Raw genomic sequence first — 23,275 nt, 5'->3', positions numbered from 1 at the left:
CCATTAAAACGTTTTAATGAAGAGTTTTTTACGATCCTCACCGAAAAAAAGCAAACGTTACCGTCTGGTAAATATGCTACCCTGTGCGCAAATTTTCGCAGGTCAGGAAGCAGATGGCTGTTCAAAATAAAAAACGCGCAAAGTTGATTGATGTTGCCCGCCATGCAGGCGTATCGCCAGGGACGGTATCCAATGCATTGCACAACACCCGCTTTGTCGAGCCGCAGACGCGACGGCGTATTGAAGAGGCCATTGTTGCGCTCAACTACACGCCGAATATTCGCGCCCGCCAGTTACGAACCGGCAAAACCAATACCATTGCCTTGCTCTCTTCGGTGCCGCTGGCGATTGCCTCCGGCGCGTCACGACTGGGATTTATGATGGAGGTGGCGTTAACGTCCGCGATGATGGCGCTGGAAAAACAGCATGCGCTGATTCTGGTGCCGCCGGGGGCAAATCCACTGGATGCCGTCAGCTTTGACGCAGCGATCCTGATTGAGCCGGCGGAGAACGACCCGCAGCTCCAGGCGCTGGCGCAAGCGGGCATTCCCTGCGTCACCATTGGCCGCACGCCGGGCACCGACACGCCTGTGCCGTGGGTTGAGCTGCACTCGGCGGCAACAGCACAGCTTCTGCTCGCTCATCTGGAGGCCTCCGGCGCCAGCAAATGTGCGTTATTTGTCGGTAACACACGGCGAACATCAGTTCTGGAGAGCGAAGCGGCTTACCAGCGCTGGTGCACGGGGCGCCAGGACCCCGTCGTCTACTCTCTCAATGAAAGCGAGGGTGAAAATGCCGGCTACCAGGCCGCGCAGCAGCTATTACAGGCGCATCCCGACGTTGACGGCGTGCTGGTGCTGATCGACACCTTTGCCAGCGGCGCGGTACGGGCTTTCCAGGAACAAGACATCGCCATACCTGAACAAATGCGGGTGGTTACCCGCTATGACGGTATCCGCGCGCGCGAATCGCTGCCGCCGCTGACGGCTGTGAATATGCATCTTGATGAGGTGGCGCGACAGGCAATCACGCTCCTGTTTGCCGTTTTGTCGGGTGAGAAGATCAGCTACAGCGACGGGATCATGCCTGAACTGGTGGTGCGGGCGTCAACCTGCCGGTGATAGAGGATGGCTCGCCCTGCGGGCCGTTGCTGACGCAACGTTCTCTCGCTTCGCTCGGGTCGAACCTCTTGCCCCCGGAGGTTCTCATCCTCGTCAGGCTTCAGATACAAAAAACCCTGCTCGTTGAGCAGGGTTTCTGAATTTGGTCGGTGATAGAGGATGACTCGCCACTGCGTGGCTCGCCCTGCGGGCCGTTGCTGACGCAACGTTCTCTCGCTTCGCTCGGGTCGAACCTCTTGCCCCCGGAGGTTCTCATCCTCGTCAGGCTTCAGATACAAAAAAACCCTGCTCGTTGAGCAGGGTTTCTGAATTTGGTCGGTGATAGAGGATTCGAACCTCCGACCCCTTCGTCCCGAACGAAGTGCGCTACCAGGCTGCGCCAATCACCGAATGCGGGCGCATCTTACTGCTCAGGCGCACGCCCGTCAATCCCTTAGTCGCAAAATACAATTCAATCGGCGAGAAAGTCGGCAGACAACCTACTTCGCGGCGACTTTCTGCGCATCGGGAATATGGCACCAGTTGTTGTTCTGGTTAATGCCGCCATCCGGCGATGTATACCCCAGGCAGCCCATTATCGTATCGTACAGCTCCACATGACGACGCGGCACTTTGATCTCCGCCTGCTGTTTCAGGTGAGCGAACATCTGCGCATGTTGCGGACTGGCAAGATATTTATCCGACATCCATACCAGCATCGGAACGCGGAATTGCTCCGGCGGCGCCATATTGCGCGGCGTACCGTGCAAATGTTCGCGTTCGTTAATCGACTCGCCATGGTCAGCCGCGTAGAACACAATCGCTTTTTTATCACGCAGCTGATCGAACACACTGGTAATAAAGTGATCCACATAGGTCACGGAGTTATCGTAAGAGTTGATCATCTGCGCTTTCGTGCAGCCGCTATCGACCCCAATACATTCGGGCTTCCACTGAGCGTAGCTGCGCGGATAACGTTGCGTATAGTTAAAATGCGACCCCTTAGTATGCAGGATAATCAGATGCTTACCCTCCGGGTTCTGGGCAAGCGAGTTCTGCATCTCATCAATCAACAGCATGTCATCAACCGTTTTACCACGGTTACGCGGCTCGGCGCCGATCTGCTCGCGGTAGGAGATATTATCCGCCATGGTATTGCTATAGAACCACATCTCGCTCTGCATGGCGTACAGATCGGAACTGAATCCGAGCTGTTTGAGTACGGCAAAAACATTCTGCTCTTTTAAGGTACGCTGCGGGTTATTATCCGCCCCGCCTTCCCGTACAAACATACAGCGTAAAGAAAGCTTCGTCGCGGTATCGCAGGAATAGCCGCGGAACGCCGCCAGATTTTTTTCCTGCGCCAGTTTCGGCGTGGTATTACGCTCGTAGCCGAAAATCCCCATGTGATCCCAACGGGTCGTCTCACCGATAATGAAAACGACGTAGGTGTCATCCCCATCCTTCGGCGCAACATAGGTAAATTTCCTGGCCGGGTTTATTAACGAATTATTGTCCGACGACTCATCTACCTGCGCCCAGGCATACAGCCCTAACGCAGATAACCAGTTTGAAGGCAGATAGGAGTTCGCCACCACGCCGCCATAGCTGGGTAAGTCGATGCCTGTCGCCCGTTCAACCTTTTTTTGCTGTACATCCAGCAGGCGGATAGGCGCCCACACCATTACGCCTGCGAGTACCACTACAGCGGCGCTGCGAAAACGCTGCCCCGGCGTACGTAGCTGGCGCAACAACGTGTAGCGACAGTGGTTACTCCAGATAAAGATGAGCGGAAGCACGCTCACGGCAATCAGCCACAATACGAAGTGCAGCCCCACCACCTCTTTCGAGAGATCGATATCGGTGGTCATAACAGACGCAATAATGCCGTAGCCAATCACCACGTTCAGGAAGGTCATGTAATAACTGGCGCCAGCGGAAAACAGCACCACCAGCGTGGCCAGCACACGCCAGGCACGTCGGCCAAACAGTGAAAGAAGACGAAGTAAGAAGAAAGTGACCAGCACCGTGGCGCCAAGTTCGACAACTGCGGAGAGGCCTTTCCAAATGGTAAATTCTTGCGCATAACTGCCGAAACGGCGGTAAAACACGGCGCAATTCATAAACAGACCGATATAGAGCGCAAGCAAGAAACTAAGTTTCTGTTGCGTCATCGATTTAATGTATCTCATGCAAACAAACCCTGGGAATCGGGATAAAAACGACCTGTACAACGATTCTTTAATCAAACAGGTAAATATGCGGCTAACGCAGATGTAAGAAAGTCTACAAGCACGGTTAAGTAGACCACAAGCAGAGGGGAAAGTGGCAACGGAGAGTGTGATCGGAGAAGATTTTTACAAAAAATCACTAAAAATGGAAAAGGGCCAGCGAACTGGCCCTCAGTGATTATTCGTATGTGACGCTAAAATTCACCGTCGCATTCGCTGTGCCAACGGTGGCATCCGGCTTAACAGGCACATAGCTGGCGATATAGTTCAGCTTGTTCGTACCATCAAACCAGACAGTGTGTTCGACAGGCGTAGAGTCGGTACTGGAGGGGTATTGTTGCTCCCCACCAGATGTTTTAATTTTTAACGCCACGCCCGTCGCGCCGCCGCTATCCAGGGCAAAAAGCGAGGGGTCAGTCGGGTCTGGAGAACCGTCCATCGTAACGCTGGCCTTTGTGGCATACGCGCAATCTTTTAAGCCGATGCTAAAGTTTTTCTGGTTCAGCTCTTTACCCACTTTTACCGGGCGCTGAAGCACCACAGTCTCCATATTGACGTCGATACTGTCGTTTTCCAGTTCACAGGTAGCCGCCTTAATAGTAATGGTAAAGTGGATATCACCAGCAGAACCGATATTCGACGGTGCCGCCATCGCGGAAGTGGTAAGCAGTAAACACGCTGGCATCAAAGCATGAAGGTTTTTCATCCTGCTTACTCCACATCAATACGCATGGTGGCAATTCCCTCGAAATCCCCGGCGGCCGGCAATTTGCCGGTGGTACTGATGGGGTAAGCCGAAATGGTCGTTGAGGCGGTACGGTGCGTGTCGTCAACAAGACCCGATACGCTCAGCTCCTGATTAACACTGGCGTCATTTGGCACCAAAATTTTACCGTTAGCACCCTCAATGATGGCACCGATATCCGGGTTGCCCATGTCGATGGCATTCGAATCATTAGCGTTTGGCATTCCCTCAATACGCAGGAAGATCTTTACGCCATCGGAAATATTGGTGCATTTAAACTGCAGCTCTTTGGTGAATTTCGTGGCGTTCTTTGCAACTTGTCCTTTGCGATCTTTAAAATCAGTGGCCTTAAATTCCCCAAACGGAATTTCCAGCGTGCTGCCGCTGGAGAGCTCACAGCCCTGTGGAACAATGATGCTCCCACTTAAATATACGGATGCCAACGGACTGGCATTATAAACGTCTACTTTGTGGGTTCCAAACAAGTCCAGTATCTTTGTACTCGGTATTTGCAGTTCACCGACAAATGGGTGATTAATATAAAGAGATAATTTTCCTTTGCTTCCTGTTGTAAACCGTACATCACCCACAGTGCAGCCTGCTCTGGCGGCGGACAGATTATCTAAATTAGAAAATGGCGCTGTTTTATAATCCTGATAGTGTCCCTGAACCCAAACATCGACTGAAATCTGGATATTATTATTGATAATAAAATATTGGCGTTCGCCTTCGCTGTGGCCAGGAGCGAGGGGGGAAGTAGCTTTATAATATGTCGATGCCGTAGCAGTCCCCTCTGGACATTCACAAACAGCATCGTAATCCCCCCCTAAATCCCACGACCAAAAATCACGGAAAACAATACCTGAGGCATTCTTGGACGTATCGGTGATGGTTTTGTTCAGCGTGGCCGAAAAAACATGAGTCCCGCCGTCAGGCGTACACGCCCCCCAATCCGCTGCCGCCAGCGCCTGGCCAGAAAACAGCACCGACCCGCCCAGCAGGCCCGCAAACATCATCAACTTTTTCAACATAATCGTTTCCTTCCCTGTTACCGGCAGACGGCATTCGCCATCACCACGCCGGTATTATCCTGTTGTTCCGGCAGCGTAAACGCCACGCGGCATTGCTGTGCCTGGTCTTTACCCCAGTTCACCTGAAGGGCACCTTTCTCCGGCATCCCGCTGATATAAAGCTGACCGTCTTCACCCACGATACTGCTGGACTCTTTTGTGGTATCCAGCAGCGTGGCGGTAGCACCAAACGGCACCGCTTTGCCATTGGCCTGCGTCAGGTTCATCAGCACGCGATAGCCCACTCGGGTATCGAAGCGGGCACGAACAATCGCGCCGCGCGTCGGCACTACGTTGACGGAGGCGGTATCCAGGTCAACCTGGTTGTTCAGGCTGTCGCTTCGCAGTGAGACTTCCGTTTCACGGTACGGAGTGAGATAAGGCACGACCGCATTACCCATCCAGTCCACTTCCACACCACCGTTGTTGATCACGTGCGCGCCGCGCGCGCCCGGCGCGGAGATAATGGCCATAGATTCACCCAGAGGTTGAGAAAGAGTGATGCCTTCGCTATGGGCTATCACACCGCCGCGCAAACCGTAGTTCACCTGCTGGCCGTCACGGTTGTAGTTGTAACCCAGGCTGGCGCTACCCACGCCGCCCTGGTAATCCAGGTTCACGCTGCCGCTGTTACCCACGCCGTTGCTGCCGTAGCCTTCCTGTACGCTATAGTTCAGGTTGTGGTCTTCCAGCGCGGTGCCGCTCACACCCAACTGCTGGTTGGTTCGGCCATGCTGATCGGTCGTGAGGTGGTAGTTACTCCACACGCGTCCCAGTGGAATCGACATGGAGAATGACAGTAAACGATCGCTCTCATCCCACTCGGGGCTTTTCGTCCAGGTGTAAGCAATGCTGTAGTTCACGCGGCCAATACGGCCGTTATAACCGGCATTCAGCGAACGCTGTTTACCTTCATCATTCCAGTAGTCCTGCTGCGTGACGTTAAAATAGACCGAGCCCCAGGCGCCCAGTTGCTGCGTTACGTTGCCCTGAATCTGACTACGTTTGTGATACTGGCTATAAGAGCTGTCCGCATCGCTGCGCACATCCGTCGCTTCCTGGAAGGTGTAATAGCCGCTGGTCGAATACTTGTAACCCAGCAGACGGAAATCGGTACCGCTGTTAAAGCTCTTGGAGTAGAGGAAACGATAAGACTGACCTTCCGAATTCTCCTCATTTGCCAGCTTGCTTTTTGCCTGGGTTACATCGATGGAGATCGCGCCGATATAACCGAAGTTTTTACCTAATCCTCCCGCCAGCGAGTAATAGTCGTCAGAGAAGATCGCACCACCATAAACGGTAAAGCCATACGGCAGGCCGTACATGGCATCAAGCTGCCCGAATTTCGGCTCGGCGCTGTTATAGTTCCCGGCACGGTATTCCCCGGCGGAAAGGCTGTACTTGAGATGGCCTTCACGCTGGAGGAGCGCCACCGAGGAGAACGGCTGAACGAACTTCTGCTCACTGCCGTCCGATTCTTTAATGGTGACCGTCAGGTCGCCGCTGTTTGAGGTTGGATACAGGTCGTTAATTTCAAACGCACCCGGCTGAACAAACGTACGGTAAATAACGTAGTTGTTCTGCTCAACGGTGACTTCGGCGTTACTTTTGGCAATACCCCGGATGACGGGCGCAAACCCGCGCTGGCTGTCAGGCAGCATCTCTTCGTCAGAAGTTAACTGCACCCCGCGCATCTGAACGCTGTCAAAAATATCACCGGCGGTGGAGGTATCCCCCAACGTCAGCTGTGATTTCAGCGGCACAATGGCACGGCTTAGGGATGTGCCAATGTTATCCCATGTGTTGTTACCGTCGTTTCGCGTCCAGGTACTATAGTTACGTAATCGCCATGCCCCCAGGTTCATACCGCTGCGCAGGTTCAGATAGTAGCTGTCGCTGTTGTAGTTGGTCTCACTGTCGTGCGCGTCATAGCTGGCGTTGCTGCCGGAGAAGTTATAATCCACCAGCAGGGCATTCACCCCTTCGTCCCACTGCGATTCTGGCACCGTACCGCGCGCTGTCTGCTTCATCGCAGCCTGCGGGAAGCTCATGATCAGGGTCTGGTCTGCAAAGTCGAAATGGCTGGCGGCCTGGGGAATAATGTCGTCAAAAGCAACACAGGCTTCAGGCGGGGCCATTTTCAGCGCCGGGAAGCTATCAATACGCACGCCCATATCTTCAAGCTGCACGCGGCTTAAGCACGGCACCAGGGATTCACCCATTTTTGCGCGCTGCGCCTCTGTCGCTGCCTTAAACTCCAGGGTGCGAGACTCCATTTTTTTTTCGTTGACCACCACCGAGACGCGGTATTTACCTGGCAGGTGTTCAGCTTTATTGGATTCATACATTGAAAGGTCAACGTGCTGATCAATACCCGGCACATCCTCCAGAAAGCGCGGGTTAAATGTTCCCGCATACGCGGGGAGCGTACTCGCTATCATCAGCGCAAGCGCAGACTGCGTGAAACGCGAGGTCTTATTGCCCAGAGGAAGATGCGTCCATGTCATAGTAATAATCCTTTAAAACGTGTTAGTTAACGCGCTGTGTCAACATGTCGCCAGCCGTGCCAAAGTCATTAATAATGTTGTATTTAACTTCGCTTACCTTGCCGGTGCCGGCTGGCAGTTCAATATTCAATGAGCCTTTTGCCGGAACCATTCCCGTTTTTTCAATATCACGGCCGTTGGCATAAAATTTATTAAACGTCAGGTTAAAGGCAGATGGGTTTTCCACTTTGATCTGGTTAGCCCCTGCGCTGGTGAACTGCAGTTTGTTCCAGCCGTCCATGCTATTGCCTTTCAGGCCCGCCGGACGATAGAACAGTTTTAAGCGGGTACGTACGGCGATCTGCAGTACGTTTTTAGCTTCCGCGTCTTCACTTTTGGCAGGAATAGCTTTTACGTTAATCCAATAAACGGACTCGCGATCCTGCGGTAACGTGCTCGTCGTATTAACAATACGTAAAACGTTATTTTTAGTCGGGCTTAATTTAAATAACGGCGGAGTGATAATAAAGGGCGTCTTTTTATTACCGTTAGCATCATCAATCCATGACTGAATGAGAAATTCATCCGTGGTGCTTTTATTATTTACCGTAAGAGAAGCTTCCTTTCTACTACCGTCATAAATAACACGTGTGCTGCTTAATGCCACGCCACCGGCAAAACTGTTTTGAGCAATCAGCGCCAGCACCAGTGCTGTGCAAGATATCAAACGTGAGCGGTTCATGATTCTCTTCCTGAGCCTCCGCTGGAAAAAATGGCAACGGGATTTCCGTTGCCATTATGATTGACTGTATTAACGAAAATTCGATTATTCGTAGGACAGGTTGAAGTCCACTTCTGCGTTACCGTAACCAGTGGTTACAGCATCTTTTGTTGCAACGTAGTTAGCGGTGTAGTACAGCACGGTCTGACCAGCAGCCAGCGTAGTGGTGGATTTACCGGTGTTCATTTCAACAAGCTTGTTAGCGTTGTCGTAGATACCGATGCCCACGCCAGTTGCCGCACCTGCTTCAGTGTTAACAGAAACCAGTGTCGCGTCGTCTGCATCTCCAACGCCAGCGAAGCTCACGTTAACTTTGGTTTGAGAGGTGATGTCACAGTCTTCCAGTTTGATTTGGAAAGGCTTGGAAACAGATTTATCGCCAATGGCTTTGAAGATATTTTTCTTAACCTGACCCAGCACAACTTCCTGGTTCTGAGAGTCAGTAGAAACGACGCATGGCGCGTCAACGATTTCACCGGTGAATTTAATGGTGCCGTCACCAGATTCAGCAGCGAAAGCAGAAGTGGAAACTACAGCGAGAGCAGACAGAGCAAAAACAACTTTTTTCATTAAAAACTCCATTTATGACGGTAGATAACAGAACGCATCCTTAGGGTTATCTGCATTCTGTGAGGAAATGGAGTGTATAGAGATGGGTATTAGATACTATAATTAGTATATATAAAAATATTTTTTAGTTAAGCTTAAAAAAAATGTAAATCAATACGTTACAAATGTAACGTACATAAATGTAAATTTTTATTAAGAATAAATTAATATAAATAATATATTATTTCTTCCTATTCATAAATAAGTTAAATGCATTCCTTATTTATTAGACGTTTTTTTAACTCCAATTGATTAGGTATTTGTGCTAAATAAAAATAAAGAGCACCAAATGGGTGCGCTGTACGCCTGGTGTTGCATGTGTTACGCAGACGCTTCGCTAACCCTCTCCCGCTGCGGCTGGCGAATAGTGGTGGAAACTGCCAGCGAGATGATTAACAGCGCAAAGATAACGTAGAAGGTTAGCACCCTACTTCCGCCACAAGATCTGTTATCACAGCGTTTCGATGGTAGTTTTTAAGTTAAAACCTGGCGCTCACCCCCAGGGTATACAAATAATCGCTATCCGTAGCGCTATTTTCCGCCTGGGAAAACGCCGCATACGCCGCCATGTGCGGGTTAAGTAACACGTCCGCGCCTACGGTGACATCCAGCCAGTTTCCCGCCTGATTTCCTGCGGTCATACGACTCAACCCGGACTGCGCTTTCCAGATATTTTCCCCAAACTGTTGGTTATAGCTAATTTGCGCCCAGGGACGGACATCGCCGAACTGCGAGTTTACCCGCCAGCCTAACGTACTGACGCTGGCGTGCCATAACGGATCGGTAAGCGCTAATGTCGTCGCGCTATCGCCATATTCGTTATACATTGATGACGTCGAACCGTCGTAATGCAACGCCGCGACCGGCCCAGTGGTCACACGTCGGGAAAGCGGAAAATTCCAGCCCATACTGATACCGCTGGTCGCATCAAGCGGGGTTTCATCCGCCAGGCTAAGCACCGGACCCACCGTATTTTGCGTAGACTGAATACGTTCGGCCAGTATGTCGTTGTAATTCGGTTGGTGATCGCTGTCCCAGGTATAGCGTTCCGTCGTATGCCCCGGAGCCGCTTCAGCGATATATTCTTGTTGCCAGGCATACGTGGTATTGATAAAAAACGAGCAGGCCATAAGGCCCGCCAGACAACGCAATGTCCGGCGACCACGGCGTTTTCTTACAATCATCAACGCGACTCCAGAGTAGAGCCGAATTCGGCGATATTATTGTCATTGAATGAAGGATGTCGGGCATCAGCCCTGTATTAACTATTGTCCTTTTAGCAGGCCCGTCAAGGCGGGTTGAAGGAAATTTTCGCGGTAACCACAATAACGAGGAAGTCTATGCAGCGTTGCGACTGGGTCAGCCAGGACCCCCTTTATATTGCCTATCATGATAACGAGTGGGGCGTACCGGAAACTGACAGCAGAAAGCTGTTTGAAATGATCTGTCTTGAAGGTCAACAGGCCGGTTTATCCTGGATCACCGTGCTTAAAAAGAGGGAGAACTACCGCGCCTGTTTTCATCAGTTTGACCCGGTACGCATCGCAGCTATGCAGGAGGAGGAGGTTGAACGCCTGCTGCAGAACACGGGCATCATACGACATCGCGGTAAAATTCAGGCCATTATCAGTAACGCCCGCGCCTGGCTTGCGATGGAGCAAAACGGCGAGTCTTTCGCCGATTTTGTCTGGTCATTCGTTGATGGCCAGCCGCAGATCACCCAGGCGGCCAGCCTGGATAAGATCCCCACCTCAACACCTGCGTCCGATGCGCTTGCTAAGGCATTGAAAAAACGCGGTTTCAAGTTTGTCGGTACGACTATCTGTTACTCCTTTATGCAGGCGTGCGGACTGGTCAACGACCATATTACCGGCTGTTTTTGCCATCCGGGAGAAAAACATGATTCGCAAATCCCAGAGTGAAGACATGGCGTCTATTCTGGCGCTGTGGATGAAAAGTACTATTTATGCCCATCCCTTTATCGAAGAACGTTACTGGCACGAGAGCGAAGCAATTGTACGCGACGTCTATTTACCCGCCGCACAAACCTGGGTATGGGAGGAAAATGGACAACTGAAAGGCTTCGTCAGCGTACTGGAAGCCCGTTTTGTCGGGGCGCTGTTTGTCGCCCCCGACGCGTTAAGACACGGCATTGGCAAAGCGCTTCTGGAATATGTCCAGCAACGTTTTCCTCTGCTGAGCCTTGAGGTTTACCAGAAAAATCAATCCGCCGTAAACTTCTACCATGCGCTTGGTTTTCGTATTGAAGATAGCGCCTGGCAGGAGGATACCGCCCACCCCACCTGGATTATGAGTTGGCAGGCGGATCAAACGCCGTAAGCGGTAGCGCCGGGCCGGTATATTTCTCAAACCAGACCAGCGCGGTGTTGCCCGCACAACCGTTCCCCAGCCGGGAACTGGGAAGATCTTTTGTCAGGACGTTTACCGCGCCGTTTTTGCATATGCCGCCTGCGGTAGGTTCAGGGTCCGGCCATGCGCCTTCGTGAATACAGATCACGCCAGGCCGAATTCCGTCGGTAACGACCGCGCCCGCCAGAACCTGCCCGCGATGATTCCAGACGCGTACCGTATCGCCATCGACGATTCCGCGCGTTGTCGCATCCTGCGGATGAATCGTCACCGGTTCGCGTCCGGCTACCGCATACCGCTCCCGTAATGAACTGTAGTTGAGCTGGCTATGCAGACGGTGTGCCGGATGCGCGGAAAGTAGCTGAACCTGCCCCGCATCGGCGTTCCCGTGCCACTCATCCGGCACCAGCCACATCGGATGACCGGGACAATCCGCGTAACCATAGCTGGCAATGCGCGCAGAATAGATTTCGATTTTGCCGCTGGCCGTTTTTAGCGGATGGTTATCAGGATCGCGGCGAAAATCCGCAAAGCGCACAAACTGCGCGTTGGCGGGATTTTCCGGCATCTCCAGTAAACGGTTAGCCTGCCAGAATGCGGCAAACGGCGGCAGCGTCACCCCCTGGCTGGCGCCACGCTGGGCGGCAATATTGTAGAAAGTCTCCAGCCACGCCAGCTCACTTTTTCCTTCGGTGAACCGAGCGTAACCGCCGGCTTCCCACCGTTCGCTCAGTTCAGCAAAAACGTCAAAATCATTCCGCGCCTCCCACCGGGGCGACACGACCTGCTTCATCGGCGCCAAATGTTGATTGCTATAGTCGCCGGTCATGGTTAAATCGTTGCGCTCATAGCTGGTGGTCGCAGGCAGAACAATATCCGCGTGTTTCGCGGCGGCCGTCCAGAAACATTCCGAGATAACGACCAGTTCCGGTTTTTGCCACGCGCGAATCAGACGGTTGGTATCCTGATGATGAGTAAAGTTCGCGCCGCCCGCCCACCAGATAAAACGAATATCCGGGAAGCGGCGATCCATCCCATTGTGTTGGTAAAACCCACCGGGGTTTTCCAGCGCCTCGACAATACGCGCCACCGGTATTTTATCTACCGCATCGACCCCGCCAGGGATGCTTCCCTGCATCGAGGCTAACACGGCGGCGCGGCGCGTCGGGTTTCCGCCGTTAGCAAAATGATAAGAAAAACCAAACCCGCCGCCAGGCGTACCAATTTGCCCCAGCATTGCGGCCAGCGTAACGATCATCCAGTGCTTTTGCTCGCCGAACTGCTGACGCTGCATTCCCCAACCGGCCATCAACATGGTGGTGTTATGATGAAATATTTCCGCCAGTTCACGAATTTTCACCGCAGAAACGCCGCAAATTTCCGCCGCCCATTCCGCTGTTTTGGCCGTACCGTCGGTCGTGCCCAAAAGATAGTCGGCGAAGCGGTCATAACCCGTCGTGCAGCGGGCAAGGAACGCTTCATCCTGCCAACCGTTTTCCACCAGCGTATGGGCGATTCCCAACATTAACGCCACATCGGTGCCCATATGTGGGGCGATCCACTCCATCTTATCGCCAAAAAAGTCGACGCTTTCCGATCGCATCGGATCGATGCAGATCAGGCGTTTGCCGCTTTGTCGCAGCGCCGCAAAATAGTCGAGCCCCTGCTCATCCGAGGCGTTCCAGGCAATTTTCAGAGTATTCAGCGGGTTCGCGCTCCAGAGCACCACCACATCGCTGTGTTCCAGCACCACCGGCCAGCTAGTCTGCTGCTGGTAAACCTCGTTACCACCCACCACATAAGGCATGATAACCTGCGCCGCGCCGGTGGAATAATCGCCAAGATGGCCGGTATACCCTCCCGCCAGCGCCATGTAACGCTGCAATAGCGTAGCCGCTTTATGCAATACGCCGTTCGAACGCCAACCGTAGGAGCCAGCGAAGATGGACGATGGCCCATAACTTTCGCGAATACGTTTGTGCTGAGCGTGGATCAGATCCAGCGCGTCATCCCAACTTACGCGAACAAACTCATCCTGCCCGCGTATGCCTTGCGGCTTATCGGGAGAAGCCAGGAACCCTTTACGCACCATCGGGAAGCGAACCCGCGTTTTACTGTGCACCTGGTCATGCACAACGGTTTGCAGGGAGTTCTGGTGTGCCGTCGGGAGTTCGCCATACGAGGCAAAAATGCGTTCTCCGTCGGTTTCAACGCGGACTGGCCCCCAGTGTGCGGCGGTCAATACCGAATGACGCGATGGTGCGTGGGTCAAGGTTCGCTCCTGAATTATTGGGATTATTTATTTTGCCGATCAATGTTACTTACAAATTTCAGAGTTTTCCCTGGAATTTTCTTCATGTGCAGACGTCATAATCAACCGCCACGGTCGCTGTGGTAAAAATAAAAAAGTGATAAGGATTTAAGATGAAAAAACGTGTATTTGTGATTGCTGCCATCGTGAGCGGCGCCCTGGCAGTATCTGGCTGCACAACAAACCCTTACACCGGCGAACGCGAAGCAGGTAAATCCGGCATTGGTGCGGGTATTGGATCGCTGGTCGGCGCAGGCATCGGCGCACTCTCCTCCTCCAAAAAAGATCGCGGTAAAGGCGCGCTGATTGGCGCGGCGGCTGGCGCGGCGCTGGGCGGCGGCGTGGGTTACTACATGGACGTACAGGAAGCGAAACTGCGTGACAAAATGCGGGGCACAGGCGTTAGCGTGACGCGAAGCGGCGATAATATCATTCTGAATATGCCGAATAATGTCACCTTCGACAGCAGCAGCGCGACGCTGAAACCGGCAGGCGCTAACACGCTGACCGGCGTGGCGATGGTGCTGAAAGAGTATCCCAAGACCGCCGTCAATGTGGTGGGCTACACCGACAGTACCGGTAGCCACGATCTGAATATGCGTCTGTCGCAGCAGCGTGCTGACTCCGTCGCCAGCTCGCTGATCACCCAGGGCGTCGACGCCAGCCGTATCCGTACCAGCGGAATGGGGCCGGCGAACCCGATCGCCAGCAACAGTACGGCAGAAGGTAAGGCGCAAAACCGCCGCGTCGAAATTACCTTGAGTCCATTGCAGTAAACTACCGTACCGGGTAAGGCGGTATGCTTTACCCGGCCTGCATTACTCCCTCGCCATTCCTTCTCCAGACCGGATACATCGCACATTACTCGGTATTCATTCATTATTTACCACGACACGGCTGCCGACAGCGGGGAAATTGGCTGGTCGATGATGGCTAAACGGGTTAATAATAAGCCTGTTCCGGTTGGCGCATGCCGCGCTTACCTTTTGATTTACGGAGAGTCGCATGAAGCCGTCCATCATTCTCTACAAAACCCTGCCTGATGATTTGCTGCATCGCCTGGAGGCGCATTTTACCGTCACCCAGGTACCGAACCTGCATCCGGAAACGGTCGCGCGACACGCGCAGGCATTTGCCAGCGCGCAAGGCCTTCTGGGCGCCAGCGAAACCGTTAACCGCGCGCTGCTGGAAAAAATGCCGGCGCTACGCGCGGCGTCGACCATCTCGGTGGGATACGATAATGTCGAGGTGGACGCCCTCACTGCCCGCAAAATAGTCCTGATGCACACGCCTGCCGTTTTGACGGAAACCGTTGCCGATACGGTGATGGCGTTGATGCTGACCACTGCCCGCCGCGTGGTAGACGTCGCAGAACGGGTTAAGGCGGGTGAATGGACGGAAAGCATTGGCCCGGCGTGGTTTGGCATCGATGTGCATCACAAAACACTCGGTATCGTTGGGATGGGGCGTATCGGGATGGCGCTGGCGCAGCGAGCGCACTTTGGGTTTACCATGCCGGTTCTCTATCACGCTCGTCGGCGGCATCAGGAGGCGGAAGACCGGTTTAACGCCCGCTACTGCGATCTGGATACGCTGTTGCAGGAGGCTGATTTTGTCTGCGTGATCCTGCCGCTAACGGCAGAAACGCGACATCTGTTTGGCGCAACACAGTTTGCCAGAATGAAATCGTCCGCCATTTTTATTAATGCCGGACGCGGCCCGGTGGTCGATGAAAACGCGCTGATTGCCGCGCTGCAAAACGGTGAAATATATGCGGCAGGTCTGGATGTCTTTGAACAGGAACCGCTATCTGTGGATTCGCCCCTGCTGAACATGTCCAATGTCGTCGCGGTACCGCATATTGGCTCGGCAACGCATGAGACGCGCTACAACATGATGGCCTGTGCGGTGGATAATTTGATTGATGCGCTGCAGGGAAAAATAGAGAAGAACTGCGTCAACCCGCAGGCGGCGGGATAACGCTACAGGCCCGATAAGCGCTGGCTTGCGCTTATCGGGCAGACTGTCATTACTGGGTTGCGTTTACCGCCGCCGTCCAGGCCTGATTAAACGCCTGATGCTGCGAGGCCAACGGCCCAATCAGCGCATTATATTGGCTGGCCTGCTGTGAGGTCGGGAACTGAATGCCGTTCGCGACAAAGCTCACCTGTTCGCCCTGTTGCGCAATATAATCGCCCACTTGTACCAACTGCTGCGTAAAGATCTGCGCCGCCGGGATCAGCGGCTGCAAAGCATCTGCCGGCACGGTGACTACTTTTTTGTAGACCTGATCAAACACAGGTTTCAGGTCATCGGCCTGCTTTAACGCGCCATGCGCGGCATCAGCCTGCAGTTTTGCATTCTGCAACTGTTGCGCCAGCACGCCTAACGAACCATTTGCCTGCCGCAGCGGCTCGCGTTGCGTCATATAATCCTGCGGAACGCGGATGGCGTTAACGCTATCGACCACCGGGCGCAGACCGGAATCCATCGCCTGGTTTACCTGCTGCGAGTAGCCATACAGTATCGCGTAATCAGACACGAACGGACCAAACTGTTTTTTCTGATCGGCCGTCAGCGTTGGTAAACGCTCTCCGCTACGCATTGCTGTATTCTGCAGGAAATCGACAAACGCTTTGCGCTGATCGCCTTCTTTATCAAAACACCCGCTCAGGCTAAACACCATTAATAACGCCACAACAGGCGCAAACCAGCGAGAGCAGGACTTACCTGTCGCCATTGTTAATACTCCTTTCACCCAAAAATGCGCACAACGACACCTGCGTGCCTGACGGCTTACAAGGATAGTCCAGGTCAGGCTTGCAGGATACCCTTTCCACGCGATCTTGTAGCGGAAAATTATGTTTATCTGCATCAATGCTTAATTTGTTATTTTATTGTTAATTTTTGGCCTGACACTGCGATAAAAAACGCGGCAAGAAAGCTTTCCAGCGGGGGATGTAATATTTTTTTAATCTTTACAATTATTTTCTGAAAGACGGATATACCTTCCTGGATCAAATTGTTAGCGTCCTAAAAGTCGCGTAGCGTAAGGCATCGAAACGAATCGATAGCGCTTCCTGGCGGCGCGTCGCCCCCCACCCGCAAATTTCCCGACTATTCTTAAGAGGCTTCGATGCACTTCACGATCCCGCTGTGTGATTTACAGGAGTTCTCAATGGAATATAAAGATCCGATGTTTGAGCTGCTGAGCAGCCTGGAACAAATTGTTTTTAAAGATGAAACGCGAAAGATCACCCTGACGCAAAAACCCAATCCTTTTACCGAATTTGAACAGTTACGGAGAGGGACGGGACTAAAAACAGATGAATTCGCCAGAGCGCTGGGCGTAACGGTTGCCATGGTTCAGGAATGGGAATCGAAACGCGAAAAACCCACGCCAGCAGAGCTTAAATTGATGCGCCTGATACAGGCGAACCCACGCTTAAGTAAGCAATTGATGGAGTAATTTTTACCCCTTTCTGTTTTAACGGTCCTGCGCAAGGACCGTTTTCCCCGCCCGATTACTGGCCTGGAGAAATAAAGTAAAATAAAAGTTGCATCGCCCGGCATTACATGAGTTAATGTGCTCAACGGTTTGACGTACAGACCATTAAAGCAGTTTAGTAAGGCAAGTCCCTTCAAGAGTTATCCATTAGATACCCCTCGTAGTGCGCATTTCCTTAACGCTTAAAAAATCTGTAAAGCACGCCATAACGCCGAAAGGCACACTTATTTTTTAAAAGGTAATACACTATGTCCGGTAAAATGACTGGTATCGTAAAATGGTTCAACGCTGATAAAGGCTTCGGCTTTATTACTCCTGATGACGGTTCTAAAGACGTGTTCGTACACTTCTCCGCTATTCAGAACGATGGTTACAAATCTCTGGACGAAGGTCAGAAAGTTTCCTTCACCATCGAAAGCGGCGCTAAAGGCCCGGCAGCTGGCAACGTAACCAGCCTGTAAGCTTAAAAAGCTCAGAATTTTGAATCCCTGCCTGATGGCGGGGATTTTTTTTTATTCCAATTCCCCCTCTCCCCCCAGCATAACTTTGCATTACTTTACCCTGTGTCCCTTTGACCTTTCCCTTAGGGGAACCCCTATAGTAGGTAAGGAGATTGTTCACAAGGAATTGAAGTTATGTCGAAATCATCATGGTTATTACTTTTGGGTTTATGCGCCAGCGGCTCCGCGCTTGCGGCATCCTCAGAATCCGCTTTTCTGGCGCAACATGGGCTGGCGGGAAAAACGGTTGAGCAGATCGTGGATACGATTGATCAGACGCCGCAGAGCCGTCCTTTGCCTTACTCCGCGTCGATTACCAGTACCGAACTCAAATTATCTGACGGAGAGCAGATTTATACGCTGCCGTTAGGCGACAAATTCTATCTCTCTTTTGCGCCCTATGAATGGCGGACACACCCCTGTTTTAACCACAGCCTTTCCGGCTGTCAGGGAGAAATGCCGAATAAACCGTTCACTGTAAAAGTGACAGACAGTAAAGGCGCTGTCATCGTACAAAAAGAGATGCAAAGCTATCGAAACGGATTTATCGGTGTTTGGCTACCGCGCAATATGGAAGGGACGCTCGAAGTAAGCTACAACGGTAAAACGGCGTCACATGCCATTGCCACCAGAGATGACAGCCAGACCTGTCTGACGGAATTACCATTACGTTAAAAAAATGCCCGATAACATAATGGGTTATCGGGCCTATAAAACGCCAACAAGATAAAATTAACAGAGTGCCTTGAGAATGCATAACGCCACAAGAATGGCAGAGGTGGGCTCACTTTGTACTGACCCCAAAAACCTGGACAGATTAACCGAGGCATCAGAGAAAGAGTCCATTTAATACATGGGCTCTTTTTTGTTTCTGGCTATAACTAAATAACATTGTCCGCAATCGAATTATCCATTCCGTTGCTTTCTTGTATCACGCGGATTCCTGTCTCATCAATATTTTGTTCGTCGTATTCTTCCTGAATTTAACCTTAGACGTTCTATCAAATTATCGCTTATAGCGATTTGAACATAACAGTCTTTGCATTCTATTGAGGGAGCCTAAGGAACAATGTTCGCTGCTGAGTTTGTGATGATTTGAAACCATGGTGAATGTAGAAATTTTTGGCTTCTTCGGTAAGTGCATGAACCATGATTGCACGTACACCAATATTCTCGGCAACCCGATAGCAACGAAGCACTGCATCATGAAGTAAATCAGCCCCAAGCCCTTTTCCATGGAATGAGAGATCGACAGCAAGACGGGCAAGTATAATGACAGGGATGGGATCTGGCATGTTACGCCGAAGGTTGCCTGTCGCTTCTGTATGGTTGACGCTACCGGTGGCCAGAGAGTAAAAACCGGCTACTTGCTTCGTGTCTTTCTTGCACACCACAAATGTTCTGGCCGCTCCGAGAGCCTGGTTTTTGAGGCCCTTTTGCTTCAACCAGTCATCAAGCACAGCTTCACCGCTGACGAACTCAGCTACCTGATGAAAAGCGGACAAAGGTTCTGGTGCTGTTACACGTCCCACTGAGGTTTCCTTGCCAGCAGTTTTTCGATAACGGGATCATCTGCGACCGGTGCATCAAGCAGATTGATGAACTCCTCATATTGCTCATCGTTAAAGTTAAATATACGGCGGTCAAGGATCACATTCTCGGCAGCCCGGCAGGCCGTTTCCAGAATGAAATCTGTACGTGACTTGTGAAGGATTTCCGCAGCTGCATCAATGAGCGCCCGCTGCGATTCCTTAGCTCTAAGGTTAAGTTGAACATCTGATTTCATGAGACACCCTTTGTATAGCATTTGCTTTACAATGATAGCACAATCACCATGTATAGCAAACGGTATACATCAAGTCGTCGTTTTTCATTTTTTGAATACTGATGTCCGCTTTGTGCCAGAAGCGGGCGTTGCTCATTGTAGCGGTTTACTGAGTTCAACAAGGCAAAAGAACAATGCTGCCTTTCTGCAGGCTGACTATTATTTCGCCAAACATTTCCTCATCAGAGCATTTTGTAATGTCACTCCACGGCAAATAGGAAAGCCTCGCTCCACTATATGAAAGCCGTGTCGTAGAAAGAACACTTCCGCAGCCTTACTTACATTTGAAGTAATTTCACTAATTCCACGCTGTCTGGCTTCCTCATGAATGCAATTCATCAGTAGTGTCCCTACCCCCTGTCTTGAATAGGTTCCTGATACAAAGAAATGATCAATGTATCCATTTGGTTGAACATCTGCATATCCAGCTATTTCACCATCCAGCTCTACAACAAAAGGTTGTAATTCCTTAATGTGATTGGCCCATCGCTCCAGGTCGATATCTGCTGGGGCCCAAGCATCAATTTGTTCACGTGTGTAGTAGTGCGATGCGATCGTATGTACAGATGAGAAAAAAACTCTGAATAACGATATTTCATCCCCATTACTGAACCTTCTGATTTTCATAAAACCTCATTGTGAGAGTTACTTGTAGAACAACACTAATTTTTGTGAAATAGGGCGTCCGTTCCTCGCTCATAGCAGACATTTGCGTGAGCGTATCTACCGACGTTCAGGTTTCCTGATAGCATCCCTGTACAGACCTTGTTAATTTCTGCCTGGATAGCTCTTTAGGCGGTATTCAACCGGGCTGAGTCCGTTAAATCTAAGGCTAATTCGTCGGGGATTGTAGTATCGTATGTAATCCTCAATAGCTATCTTAAGTTCATCAATATCCTTAAATTTACTGGTGTAAAAACTTTCTGATTTTAAAGTGCCGAAAAAAAATTCTGCACAGGCATTATCAAGGCAGTTGCCTTTGCGGGACATACTTTGGATGATGCCAAACTCTCGTAACTGATACTGGTACCATCAATGACGGTATTGCCAGCCCTGATCTGAATGAAGAACCGGATTGGTACCCGCATCAAGTCTGGCAAATGCCTTCATGAGTATGTCATCGATCATCGGCATGGTTGAACGTTCTGAAATACTGCAGGAGATCACTTCGTTATTGAAGAGATCAATAATGGGTGCAATGCACTTTTGATTTATATACCCTTCATACTTCAAGTTGCTTATGTGTTGGCTACGGATTACTCGGCCCATCCATGGGCCTCGCCCTGACGGGCCGTCGCACGCGACGTTCAAATCTGCTCCCGGCAGATTTGTCGCTCACCCCAGTCACATAGTTATCTATGCTCCTGGGGACTCACTCCCTTGCCGCCTTTAAGCAACTCGAATTATTTTGGGTATAGTCAGGTGGGGCTTTTCTCTGTCTGCCTTTTGGTGAATACCTGAGACAAACAGTCTCAAGCACCCGCAGCTATTCTAACGCCAATATCCGTACCGCCAGCGTTAATGTATTCCTGAAATATTTCTTGCCAATCAATAGAAATAACCGCGTCTATGAGTTACAGAATTATTAGCGAATCGACTGATACTATTTATGTTATAAAAAAACCTGCCCGAAAGCAGGTTTTTTTTAATTAACTGAACGCTTATTGTAGTAACGAAATATCCGCAACCTGCAGGAACAGTTCGCGTAGTTTCGACAACAGCGTCAGGCGGTTGATACGGATATCTTTCTCTTCCGCGTTAACCATGACATTTTCGAAGAATTCATCCACTGGCGCGCGCAGAGCAGCCAGCTCAATCAACGCTTCCTGATAACGACCATCGGCAAAGTACGGCTGAAGCTTATCACGCAGCACAACCAGATGTCTGGCCAACTCAATTTCCGCCGCTTCTTTCAGTACGGAGGCGTGGACGATATCGTTCAGCGGCTCAGTGGCTTTCGCCAGGATGTTGGAGACGCGCTTGTTCGCCGCCGCCAGCGCAGAGGCTTCTTCCAGGGTACGGAAGTGCGATACCGCTTTCATACGAGCATCGAAATCTGCCGGACGGGTCGGACGACGCGCCAGTACCGCCTGGATGGTGTCGACGGTGTAACCTTCATCCTGATACCAGGCGCGGAAGCGACCCAGCATAAAGTCGATCACATCATCGACTACGTTGGCATTGGTCAGCTTGTCGCCATACAGACGCGCCGCTTCTTCAGTCAGCGTTTGCAGATCAAGGTTGAGGTTCTTCTCAACGATAATACGCAGCACGCCCAGCGCGGCACGACGCAGCGCAAACGGGTCTTTGTCGCCTTTCGGATGCTGGCCAATACCGAAGATACCCGCCAGAGTGTCCATCTTATCGGCGATCGCCAACGCGCAGGCCACCGGGTTAGACGGCAGGTCATCACCGGCAAAGCGTGGCTGATACTGCTCGTTCAGCGCCACGGCCACATCTTCCGCTTCACCATCATGGCGCGCGTAGTGCATCCCCATCACGCCCTGGGTGTCGGTGAACTCGAAGACCATGTTGGTCATCAGGTCGCACTTGGAGAGCAGGCCCGCACGAGTGGCGTGGTTGACGTCAGCGCCAATCTGACCGGCAATCCAGCCCGCCAGCGCCTGAATACGGTCGGTCTTGTCGCGCAGCGTGCCCAGTTGTTGCTGGAACAGCACGGTTTGCAGACGCGGCAGATGGTCTTCCAGACGTTTTTTACGGTCGGTATTGAAGAAGAATTCAGCATCTGCCAGACGCGGACGCACCACTTTCTCGTTACCGGAGATAATCTGGGTCGGATCTTTCGACTCGATGTTGGCGACGAAGATAAAGTTCGGCAGCAGCTTGCCCGCGTTGTCATAAACCGGGAAATACTTCTGGTCGCCCTTCATGGTGTACACCAGCGCTTCGGCAGGCACGGCGAGGAATTTCTCTTCGAATTTCGCCGTCAATACCACCGGCCATTCCACCAGCGAGGCCACTTCTTCCAGCAGGCTTTCGCTCAGGTCGGCATTACCGCCAATCTTGCGTGCCGCTTCTTCGGCGTCCGCTTTGATTTTGGCTTTACGCGCTTCGTAATCGGCAATGACTTTACCGCGCTCCAGCAGAATTTGCGGGTACTGGTCAGCATTGTCGATAGTGAACTCAGGCTCACCCATAAAGCGATGGCCGCGAATGACGCGGTCAGACTGAATGCCCAGGATGATCGCCGGAATCACTTTATCGCCCAGCAGCAGGGTCACGGTGTGCACCGGACGCACGAAGTGTACGTCAGACGCGCCCCAGCGCATCAGTTTCGGGATCGGTAGTTTCGCCAGCGAGGTGGCTACCATGTTCGGCACCAGCGCTTCGGTACTTTCGCCCTTCACGTGGGCGCGATACAGCAGCCATTCGCCTTTGTCGGTCTTCAGACGCTCGGCCTGATCAACGGTGATCCCGCAGCCGCGCGCCCAGCCTTCTGCCGCTTTGCTCGGTTTGCCTTCGGCGTCAAACGCCTGAGCAATCGCCGGACCACGTTTTTCGACTTCGCGATCGGGCTGAGATTCAGCAAGATTCGCCACTTTCAGCGCCAGACGGCGCGGGGCGGCAAACCATTCAACGTTACCGTGCGCGAGGCCGGCGTTATCCAGCTCCGCAGTGAAGTTCGCAGCAAAGGACTCAGCCAAACTGCGCAGTGCTTTTGGTGGCAGCTCTTCAGTGCCGATTTCCACCAGAAAAGTTTTCTCAGACATGGCCGCCT

General features: G+C 51.8%; 21 protein-coding genes, 1 tRNA gene, 2 other RNA genes and 2 pseudogenes. 8 read left to right on the top strand and 18 right to left on the bottom strand.

The window, feature by feature from the left end; genetic code table 11:
• Nucleotides 1-113: 113 nt before the first annotated feature.
• Complete coding sequence (locus tag ACH0WD_RS12000; protein ID WP_000290697.1) at nucleotides 114-1,121, top strand: substrate-binding domain-containing protein; 1,008 nt, start codon at nucleotides 114-116, stop codon at nucleotides 1,119-1,121.
• Here the strand turns inward: ACH0WD_RS12000 and ACH0WD_RS11995 are convergent.
• The 11 genes and pseudogenes from ACH0WD_RS11995 to ACH0WD_RS11945 form a co-directional block, all read right to left on the bottom strand.
• Nucleotides 1,112-1,230: non-coding RNA, RtT sRNA (locus ACH0WD_RS11995), on the bottom strand. The genes ACH0WD_RS12000 and ACH0WD_RS11995 overlap by 10 nt on opposite strands.
• A gap of 34 nt (nucleotides 1,231-1,264) precedes the next feature.
• Nucleotides 1,265-1,398: non-coding RNA, RtT sRNA (locus tag ACH0WD_RS11990), on the bottom strand.
• A 35-nt stretch (nucleotides 1,399-1,433) separates the two neighbouring features.
• Nucleotides 1,434-1,510, bottom strand: a tRNA-Pro gene (locus ACH0WD_RS11985).
• Between the two features lie 90 nt (nucleotides 1,511-1,600).
• On the bottom strand, nucleotides 1,601-3,292 hold the full coding sequence (gene eptB / locus ACH0WD_RS11980; protein WP_001269246.1) for a kdo(2)-lipid A phosphoethanolamine 7''-transferase: 1,692 nt from the start codon (nucleotides 3,290-3,292) through the stop codon (nucleotides 1,601-1,603).
• Between the two features lie 217 nt (nucleotides 3,293-3,509).
• Nucleotides 3,510-4,037 (bottom strand): long polar fimbrial protein LpfE, encoded by a 528-nt coding sequence (lpfE, locus tag ACH0WD_RS11975; RefSeq protein WP_000792960.1) that lies wholly within the window; start codon nucleotides 4,035-4,037, stop codon nucleotides 3,510-3,512.
• Between the two features lie 5 nt (nucleotides 4,038-4,042).
• The gene (gene lpfD, locus ACH0WD_RS11970) at nucleotides 4,043-5,107 is read right to left on the bottom strand and encodes a long polar fimbrial protein LpfD (protein ID WP_000914404.1); all 1,065 of its coding nucleotides are present in this window, start codon (nucleotides 5,105-5,107) and stop codon (nucleotides 4,043-4,045) included.
• 17 nt (nucleotides 5,108-5,124) lie between these two features.
• On the bottom strand, nucleotides 5,125-7,653 hold the full coding sequence (gene lpfC, locus ACH0WD_RS11965) for an outer membrane usher protein LpfC (RefSeq protein WP_000220316.1): 2,529 nt from the start codon (nucleotides 7,651-7,653) through the stop codon (nucleotides 5,125-5,127).
• Between the two features lie 22 nt (nucleotides 7,654-7,675).
• Nucleotides 7,676-8,374, bottom strand: a complete 699-nt coding sequence (lpfB, locus tag ACH0WD_RS11960; RefSeq protein ID WP_001082125.1) for a long polar fimbrial chaperone LpfB — start codon at nucleotides 8,372-8,374, stop codon at nucleotides 7,676-7,678.
• An 84-nt stretch (nucleotides 8,375-8,458) separates the two neighbouring features.
• Nucleotides 8,459-8,983: a long polar fimbria major subunit LpfA gene (lpfA, locus tag ACH0WD_RS11955; protein ID WP_001747709.1), complete on the bottom strand. Its 525-nt coding sequence runs from the start codon at nucleotides 8,981-8,983 to the stop codon at nucleotides 8,459-8,461.
• A 360-nt stretch (nucleotides 8,984-9,343) separates the two neighbouring features.
• Nucleotides 9,344-9,457 (bottom strand): annotated as a pseudogene (locus ACH0WD_RS11950) (hypothetical protein); the annotation flags it as partial.
• Between the two features lie 44 nt (nucleotides 9,458-9,501).
• Nucleotides 9,502-10,206 carry an autotransporter outer membrane beta-barrel domain-containing protein gene (locus ACH0WD_RS11945; RefSeq protein WP_000637073.1) on the bottom strand — a complete coding sequence of 235 codons (705 nt, stop codon included), beginning with the start codon at nucleotides 10,204-10,206 and terminating at the stop codon, nucleotides 9,502-9,504.
• A gap of 156 nt (nucleotides 10,207-10,362) precedes the next feature.
• On the opposite strand from ACH0WD_RS11945, the gene tag reads away from it, so the two are divergent.
• Both tag and ACH0WD_RS11935 read left to right on the top strand, forming a co-directional pair.
• Nucleotides 10,363-10,944, top strand: a complete 582-nt coding sequence (tag, locus tag ACH0WD_RS11940; protein ID WP_001188421.1) for a DNA-3-methyladenine glycosylase I — start codon at nucleotides 10,363-10,365, stop codon at nucleotides 10,942-10,944.
• On the top strand, nucleotides 10,922-11,362 hold the full coding sequence (locus ACH0WD_RS11935) for an N-acetyltransferase (protein WP_000619902.1): 441 nt from the start codon (nucleotides 10,922-10,924) through the stop codon (nucleotides 11,360-11,362). Before tag ends, ACH0WD_RS11935 begins: the two co-directional genes overlap by 23 nt.
• Here the strand turns inward: ACH0WD_RS11935 and ACH0WD_RS11930 are convergent.
• On the bottom strand, nucleotides 11,331-13,664 hold the full coding sequence (locus tag ACH0WD_RS11930; protein WP_000148467.1) for a molybdopterin guanine dinucleotide-containing S/N-oxide reductase: 2,334 nt from the start codon (nucleotides 13,662-13,664) through the stop codon (nucleotides 11,331-11,333). The two genes, ACH0WD_RS11935 and ACH0WD_RS11930, sit on opposite strands and share 32 nt — an antisense overlap.
• Before the next feature lie 152 nt (nucleotides 13,665-13,816).
• On the opposite strand from ACH0WD_RS11930, the gene ACH0WD_RS11925 reads away from it, so the two are divergent.
• Both ACH0WD_RS11925 and ghrB read left to right on the top strand, forming a co-directional pair.
• On the top strand, nucleotides 13,817-14,479 hold the full coding sequence (locus tag ACH0WD_RS11925; protein ID WP_000747548.1) for an OmpA family lipoprotein: 663 nt from the start codon (nucleotides 13,817-13,819) through the stop codon (nucleotides 14,477-14,479).
• 229 nt (nucleotides 14,480-14,708) lie between these two features.
• A complete protein-coding gene (ghrB, locus tag ACH0WD_RS11920; RefSeq protein ID WP_000804680.1) occupies nucleotides 14,709-15,683 on the top strand; it encodes a glyoxylate/hydroxypyruvate reductase GhrB in 975 nt (324 codons plus the stop codon).
• Between the two features lie 49 nt (nucleotides 15,684-15,732).
• On the opposite strand, the gene ACH0WD_RS11915 is transcribed toward ghrB, so the two are convergent.
• Entirely contained in the window at nucleotides 15,733-16,443 is a 711-nt protein-coding gene (locus ACH0WD_RS11915) for a DUF3053 domain-containing protein (RefSeq protein WP_000190524.1), read from the bottom strand.
• A 438-nt stretch (nucleotides 16,444-16,881) separates the two neighbouring features.
• Between ACH0WD_RS11915 and ACH0WD_RS11910 the strand changes: the two genes are divergently transcribed.
• From ACH0WD_RS11910 to cueP, 3 genes are all read left to right on the top strand, one after another.
• A complete protein-coding gene (locus ACH0WD_RS11910) occupies nucleotides 16,882-17,172 on the top strand; it encodes an HTH-type transcriptional regulator (protein WP_000455790.1) in 291 nt (96 codons plus the stop codon).
• A gap of 287 nt (nucleotides 17,173-17,459) precedes the next feature.
• On the top strand, nucleotides 17,460-17,672 hold the full coding sequence (cspA, locus tag ACH0WD_RS11905) for an RNA chaperone/antiterminator CspA (protein ID WP_000014594.1): 213 nt from the start codon (nucleotides 17,460-17,462) through the stop codon (nucleotides 17,670-17,672).
• A gap of 174 nt (nucleotides 17,673-17,846) precedes the next feature.
• Nucleotides 17,847-18,386, top strand: coding sequence for a copper-binding periplasmic metallochaperone CueP (cueP, locus tag ACH0WD_RS11900; protein ID WP_000047148.1), 540 nt, complete (start codon nucleotides 17,847-17,849; stop codon nucleotides 18,384-18,386).
• 371 nt (nucleotides 18,387-18,757) lie between these two features.
• On the opposite strand, the gene ACH0WD_RS11895 is transcribed toward cueP, so the two are convergent.
• The 5 genes and pseudogenes from ACH0WD_RS11895 to glyS all read right to left on the bottom strand — a co-directional run bounded on the left by ACH0WD_RS11895 (nucleotide 18,758) and on the right by glyS (nucleotide 23,267).
• Complete coding sequence (locus ACH0WD_RS11895; protein WP_000533909.1) at nucleotides 18,758-19,243, bottom strand: GNAT family N-acetyltransferase; 486 nt, start codon at nucleotides 19,241-19,243, stop codon at nucleotides 18,758-18,760.
• Nucleotides 19,231-19,518: a DUF1778 domain-containing protein gene (locus ACH0WD_RS11890; protein WP_000965888.1), complete on the bottom strand. Its 288-nt coding sequence runs from the start codon at nucleotides 19,516-19,518 to the stop codon at nucleotides 19,231-19,233. Before ACH0WD_RS11890 ends, ACH0WD_RS11895 begins: the two co-directional genes overlap by 13 nt.
• A gap of 177 nt (nucleotides 19,519-19,695) precedes the next feature.
• Entirely contained in the window at nucleotides 19,696-20,163 is a 468-nt protein-coding gene (locus ACH0WD_RS11885) for a GNAT family N-acetyltransferase (RefSeq protein WP_000702451.1), read from the bottom strand.
• A gap of 141 nt (nucleotides 20,164-20,304) precedes the next feature.
• Nucleotides 20,305-20,736: pseudogene (locus ACH0WD_RS11880) on the bottom strand (transposase); the annotation flags it as partial.
• 461 nt (nucleotides 20,737-21,197) lie between these two features.
• Nucleotides 21,198-23,267: a glycine--tRNA ligase subunit beta gene (gene glyS, locus ACH0WD_RS11875; protein WP_001291732.1), complete on the bottom strand. Its 2,070-nt coding sequence runs from the start codon at nucleotides 23,265-23,267 to the stop codon at nucleotides 21,198-21,200.
• Nucleotides 23,268-23,275 lie beyond the last annotated feature (8 nt).

The organism is Salmonella sp. 2020_1395, assembly GCF_043848115.1.
In the GTDB taxonomy this organism is placed as follows: Bacteria; Pseudomonadota; Gammaproteobacteria; order Enterobacterales; family Enterobacteriaceae; genus Salmonella; species Salmonella enterica.
The sequence above is the reverse complement of the archived record's forward strand: the minus strand, read 5'-3'. Positions and strand labels throughout refer to the sequence as shown.

Excerpts from the sequence above, each read along its gene's own strand:
- ACH0WD_RS12000 (WP_000290697.1), top strand. The coding sequence starts at position 114 with ATGGCTGTTCAAAATAAAAAACGCGCAAAGTTGATTGATGTTGCCCGC.
- eptB (WP_001269246.1), bottom strand. The coding sequence starts at position 3,292 with ATGAGATACATTAAATCGATGACGCAACAGAAACTTAGTTTCTTGCTT.
- lpfE (WP_000792960.1), bottom strand. The coding sequence starts at position 4,037 with ATGAAAAACCTTCATGCTTTGATGCCAGCGTGTTTACTGCTTACCACT.
- lpfD (WP_000914404.1), bottom strand. The coding sequence starts at position 5,107 with ATGTTGAAAAAGTTGATGATGTTTGCGGGCCTGCTGGGCGGGTCGGTG.
- lpfC (WP_000220316.1), bottom strand. The coding sequence starts at position 7,653 with ATGACATGGACGCATCTTCCTCTGGGCAATAAGACCTCGCGTTTCACG.
- lpfB (WP_001082125.1), bottom strand. The coding sequence starts at position 8,374 with ATGAACCGCTCACGTTTGATATCTTGCACAGCACTGGTGCTGGCGCTG.
- lpfA (WP_001747709.1), bottom strand. The coding sequence starts at position 8,983 with ATGAAAAAAGTTGTTTTTGCTCTGTCTGCTCTCGCTGTAGTTTCCACT.
- ACH0WD_RS11945 (WP_000637073.1), bottom strand. The coding sequence starts at position 10,206 with ATGATTGTAAGAAAACGCCGTGGTCGCCGGACATTGCGTTGTCTGGCG.
- tag (WP_001188421.1), top strand. The coding sequence starts at position 10,363 with ATGCAGCGTTGCGACTGGGTCAGCCAGGACCCCCTTTATATTGCCTAT.
- ACH0WD_RS11935 (WP_000619902.1), top strand. The coding sequence starts at position 10,922 with ATGATTCGCAAATCCCAGAGTGAAGACATGGCGTCTATTCTGGCGCTG.
- ACH0WD_RS11925 (WP_000747548.1), top strand. The coding sequence starts at position 13,817 with ATGAAAAAACGTGTATTTGTGATTGCTGCCATCGTGAGCGGCGCCCTG.
- ghrB (WP_000804680.1), top strand. The coding sequence starts at position 14,709 with ATGAAGCCGTCCATCATTCTCTACAAAACCCTGCCTGATGATTTGCTG.
- ACH0WD_RS11915 (WP_000190524.1), bottom strand. The coding sequence starts at position 16,443 with ATGGCGACAGGTAAGTCCTGCTCTCGCTGGTTTGCGCCTGTTGTGGCG.
- ACH0WD_RS11910 (WP_000455790.1), top strand. The coding sequence starts at position 16,882 with ATGGAATATAAAGATCCGATGTTTGAGCTGCTGAGCAGCCTGGAACAA.
- cspA (WP_000014594.1), top strand. The coding sequence starts at position 17,460 with ATGTCCGGTAAAATGACTGGTATCGTAAAATGGTTCAACGCTGATAAA.
- cueP (WP_000047148.1), top strand. The coding sequence starts at position 17,847 with ATGTCGAAATCATCATGGTTATTACTTTTGGGTTTATGCGCCAGCGGC.
- ACH0WD_RS11890 (WP_000965888.1), bottom strand. The coding sequence starts at position 19,518 with ATGCTATACAAAGGGTGTCTCATGAAATCAGATGTTCAACTTAACCTT.
- ACH0WD_RS11885 (WP_000702451.1), bottom strand. The coding sequence starts at position 20,163 with ATGAAAATCAGAAGGTTCAGTAATGGGGATGAAATATCGTTATTCAGA.
- glyS (WP_001291732.1), bottom strand. The coding sequence starts at position 23,267 with ATGTCTGAGAAAACTTTTCTGGTGGAAATCGGCACTGAAGAGCTGCCA.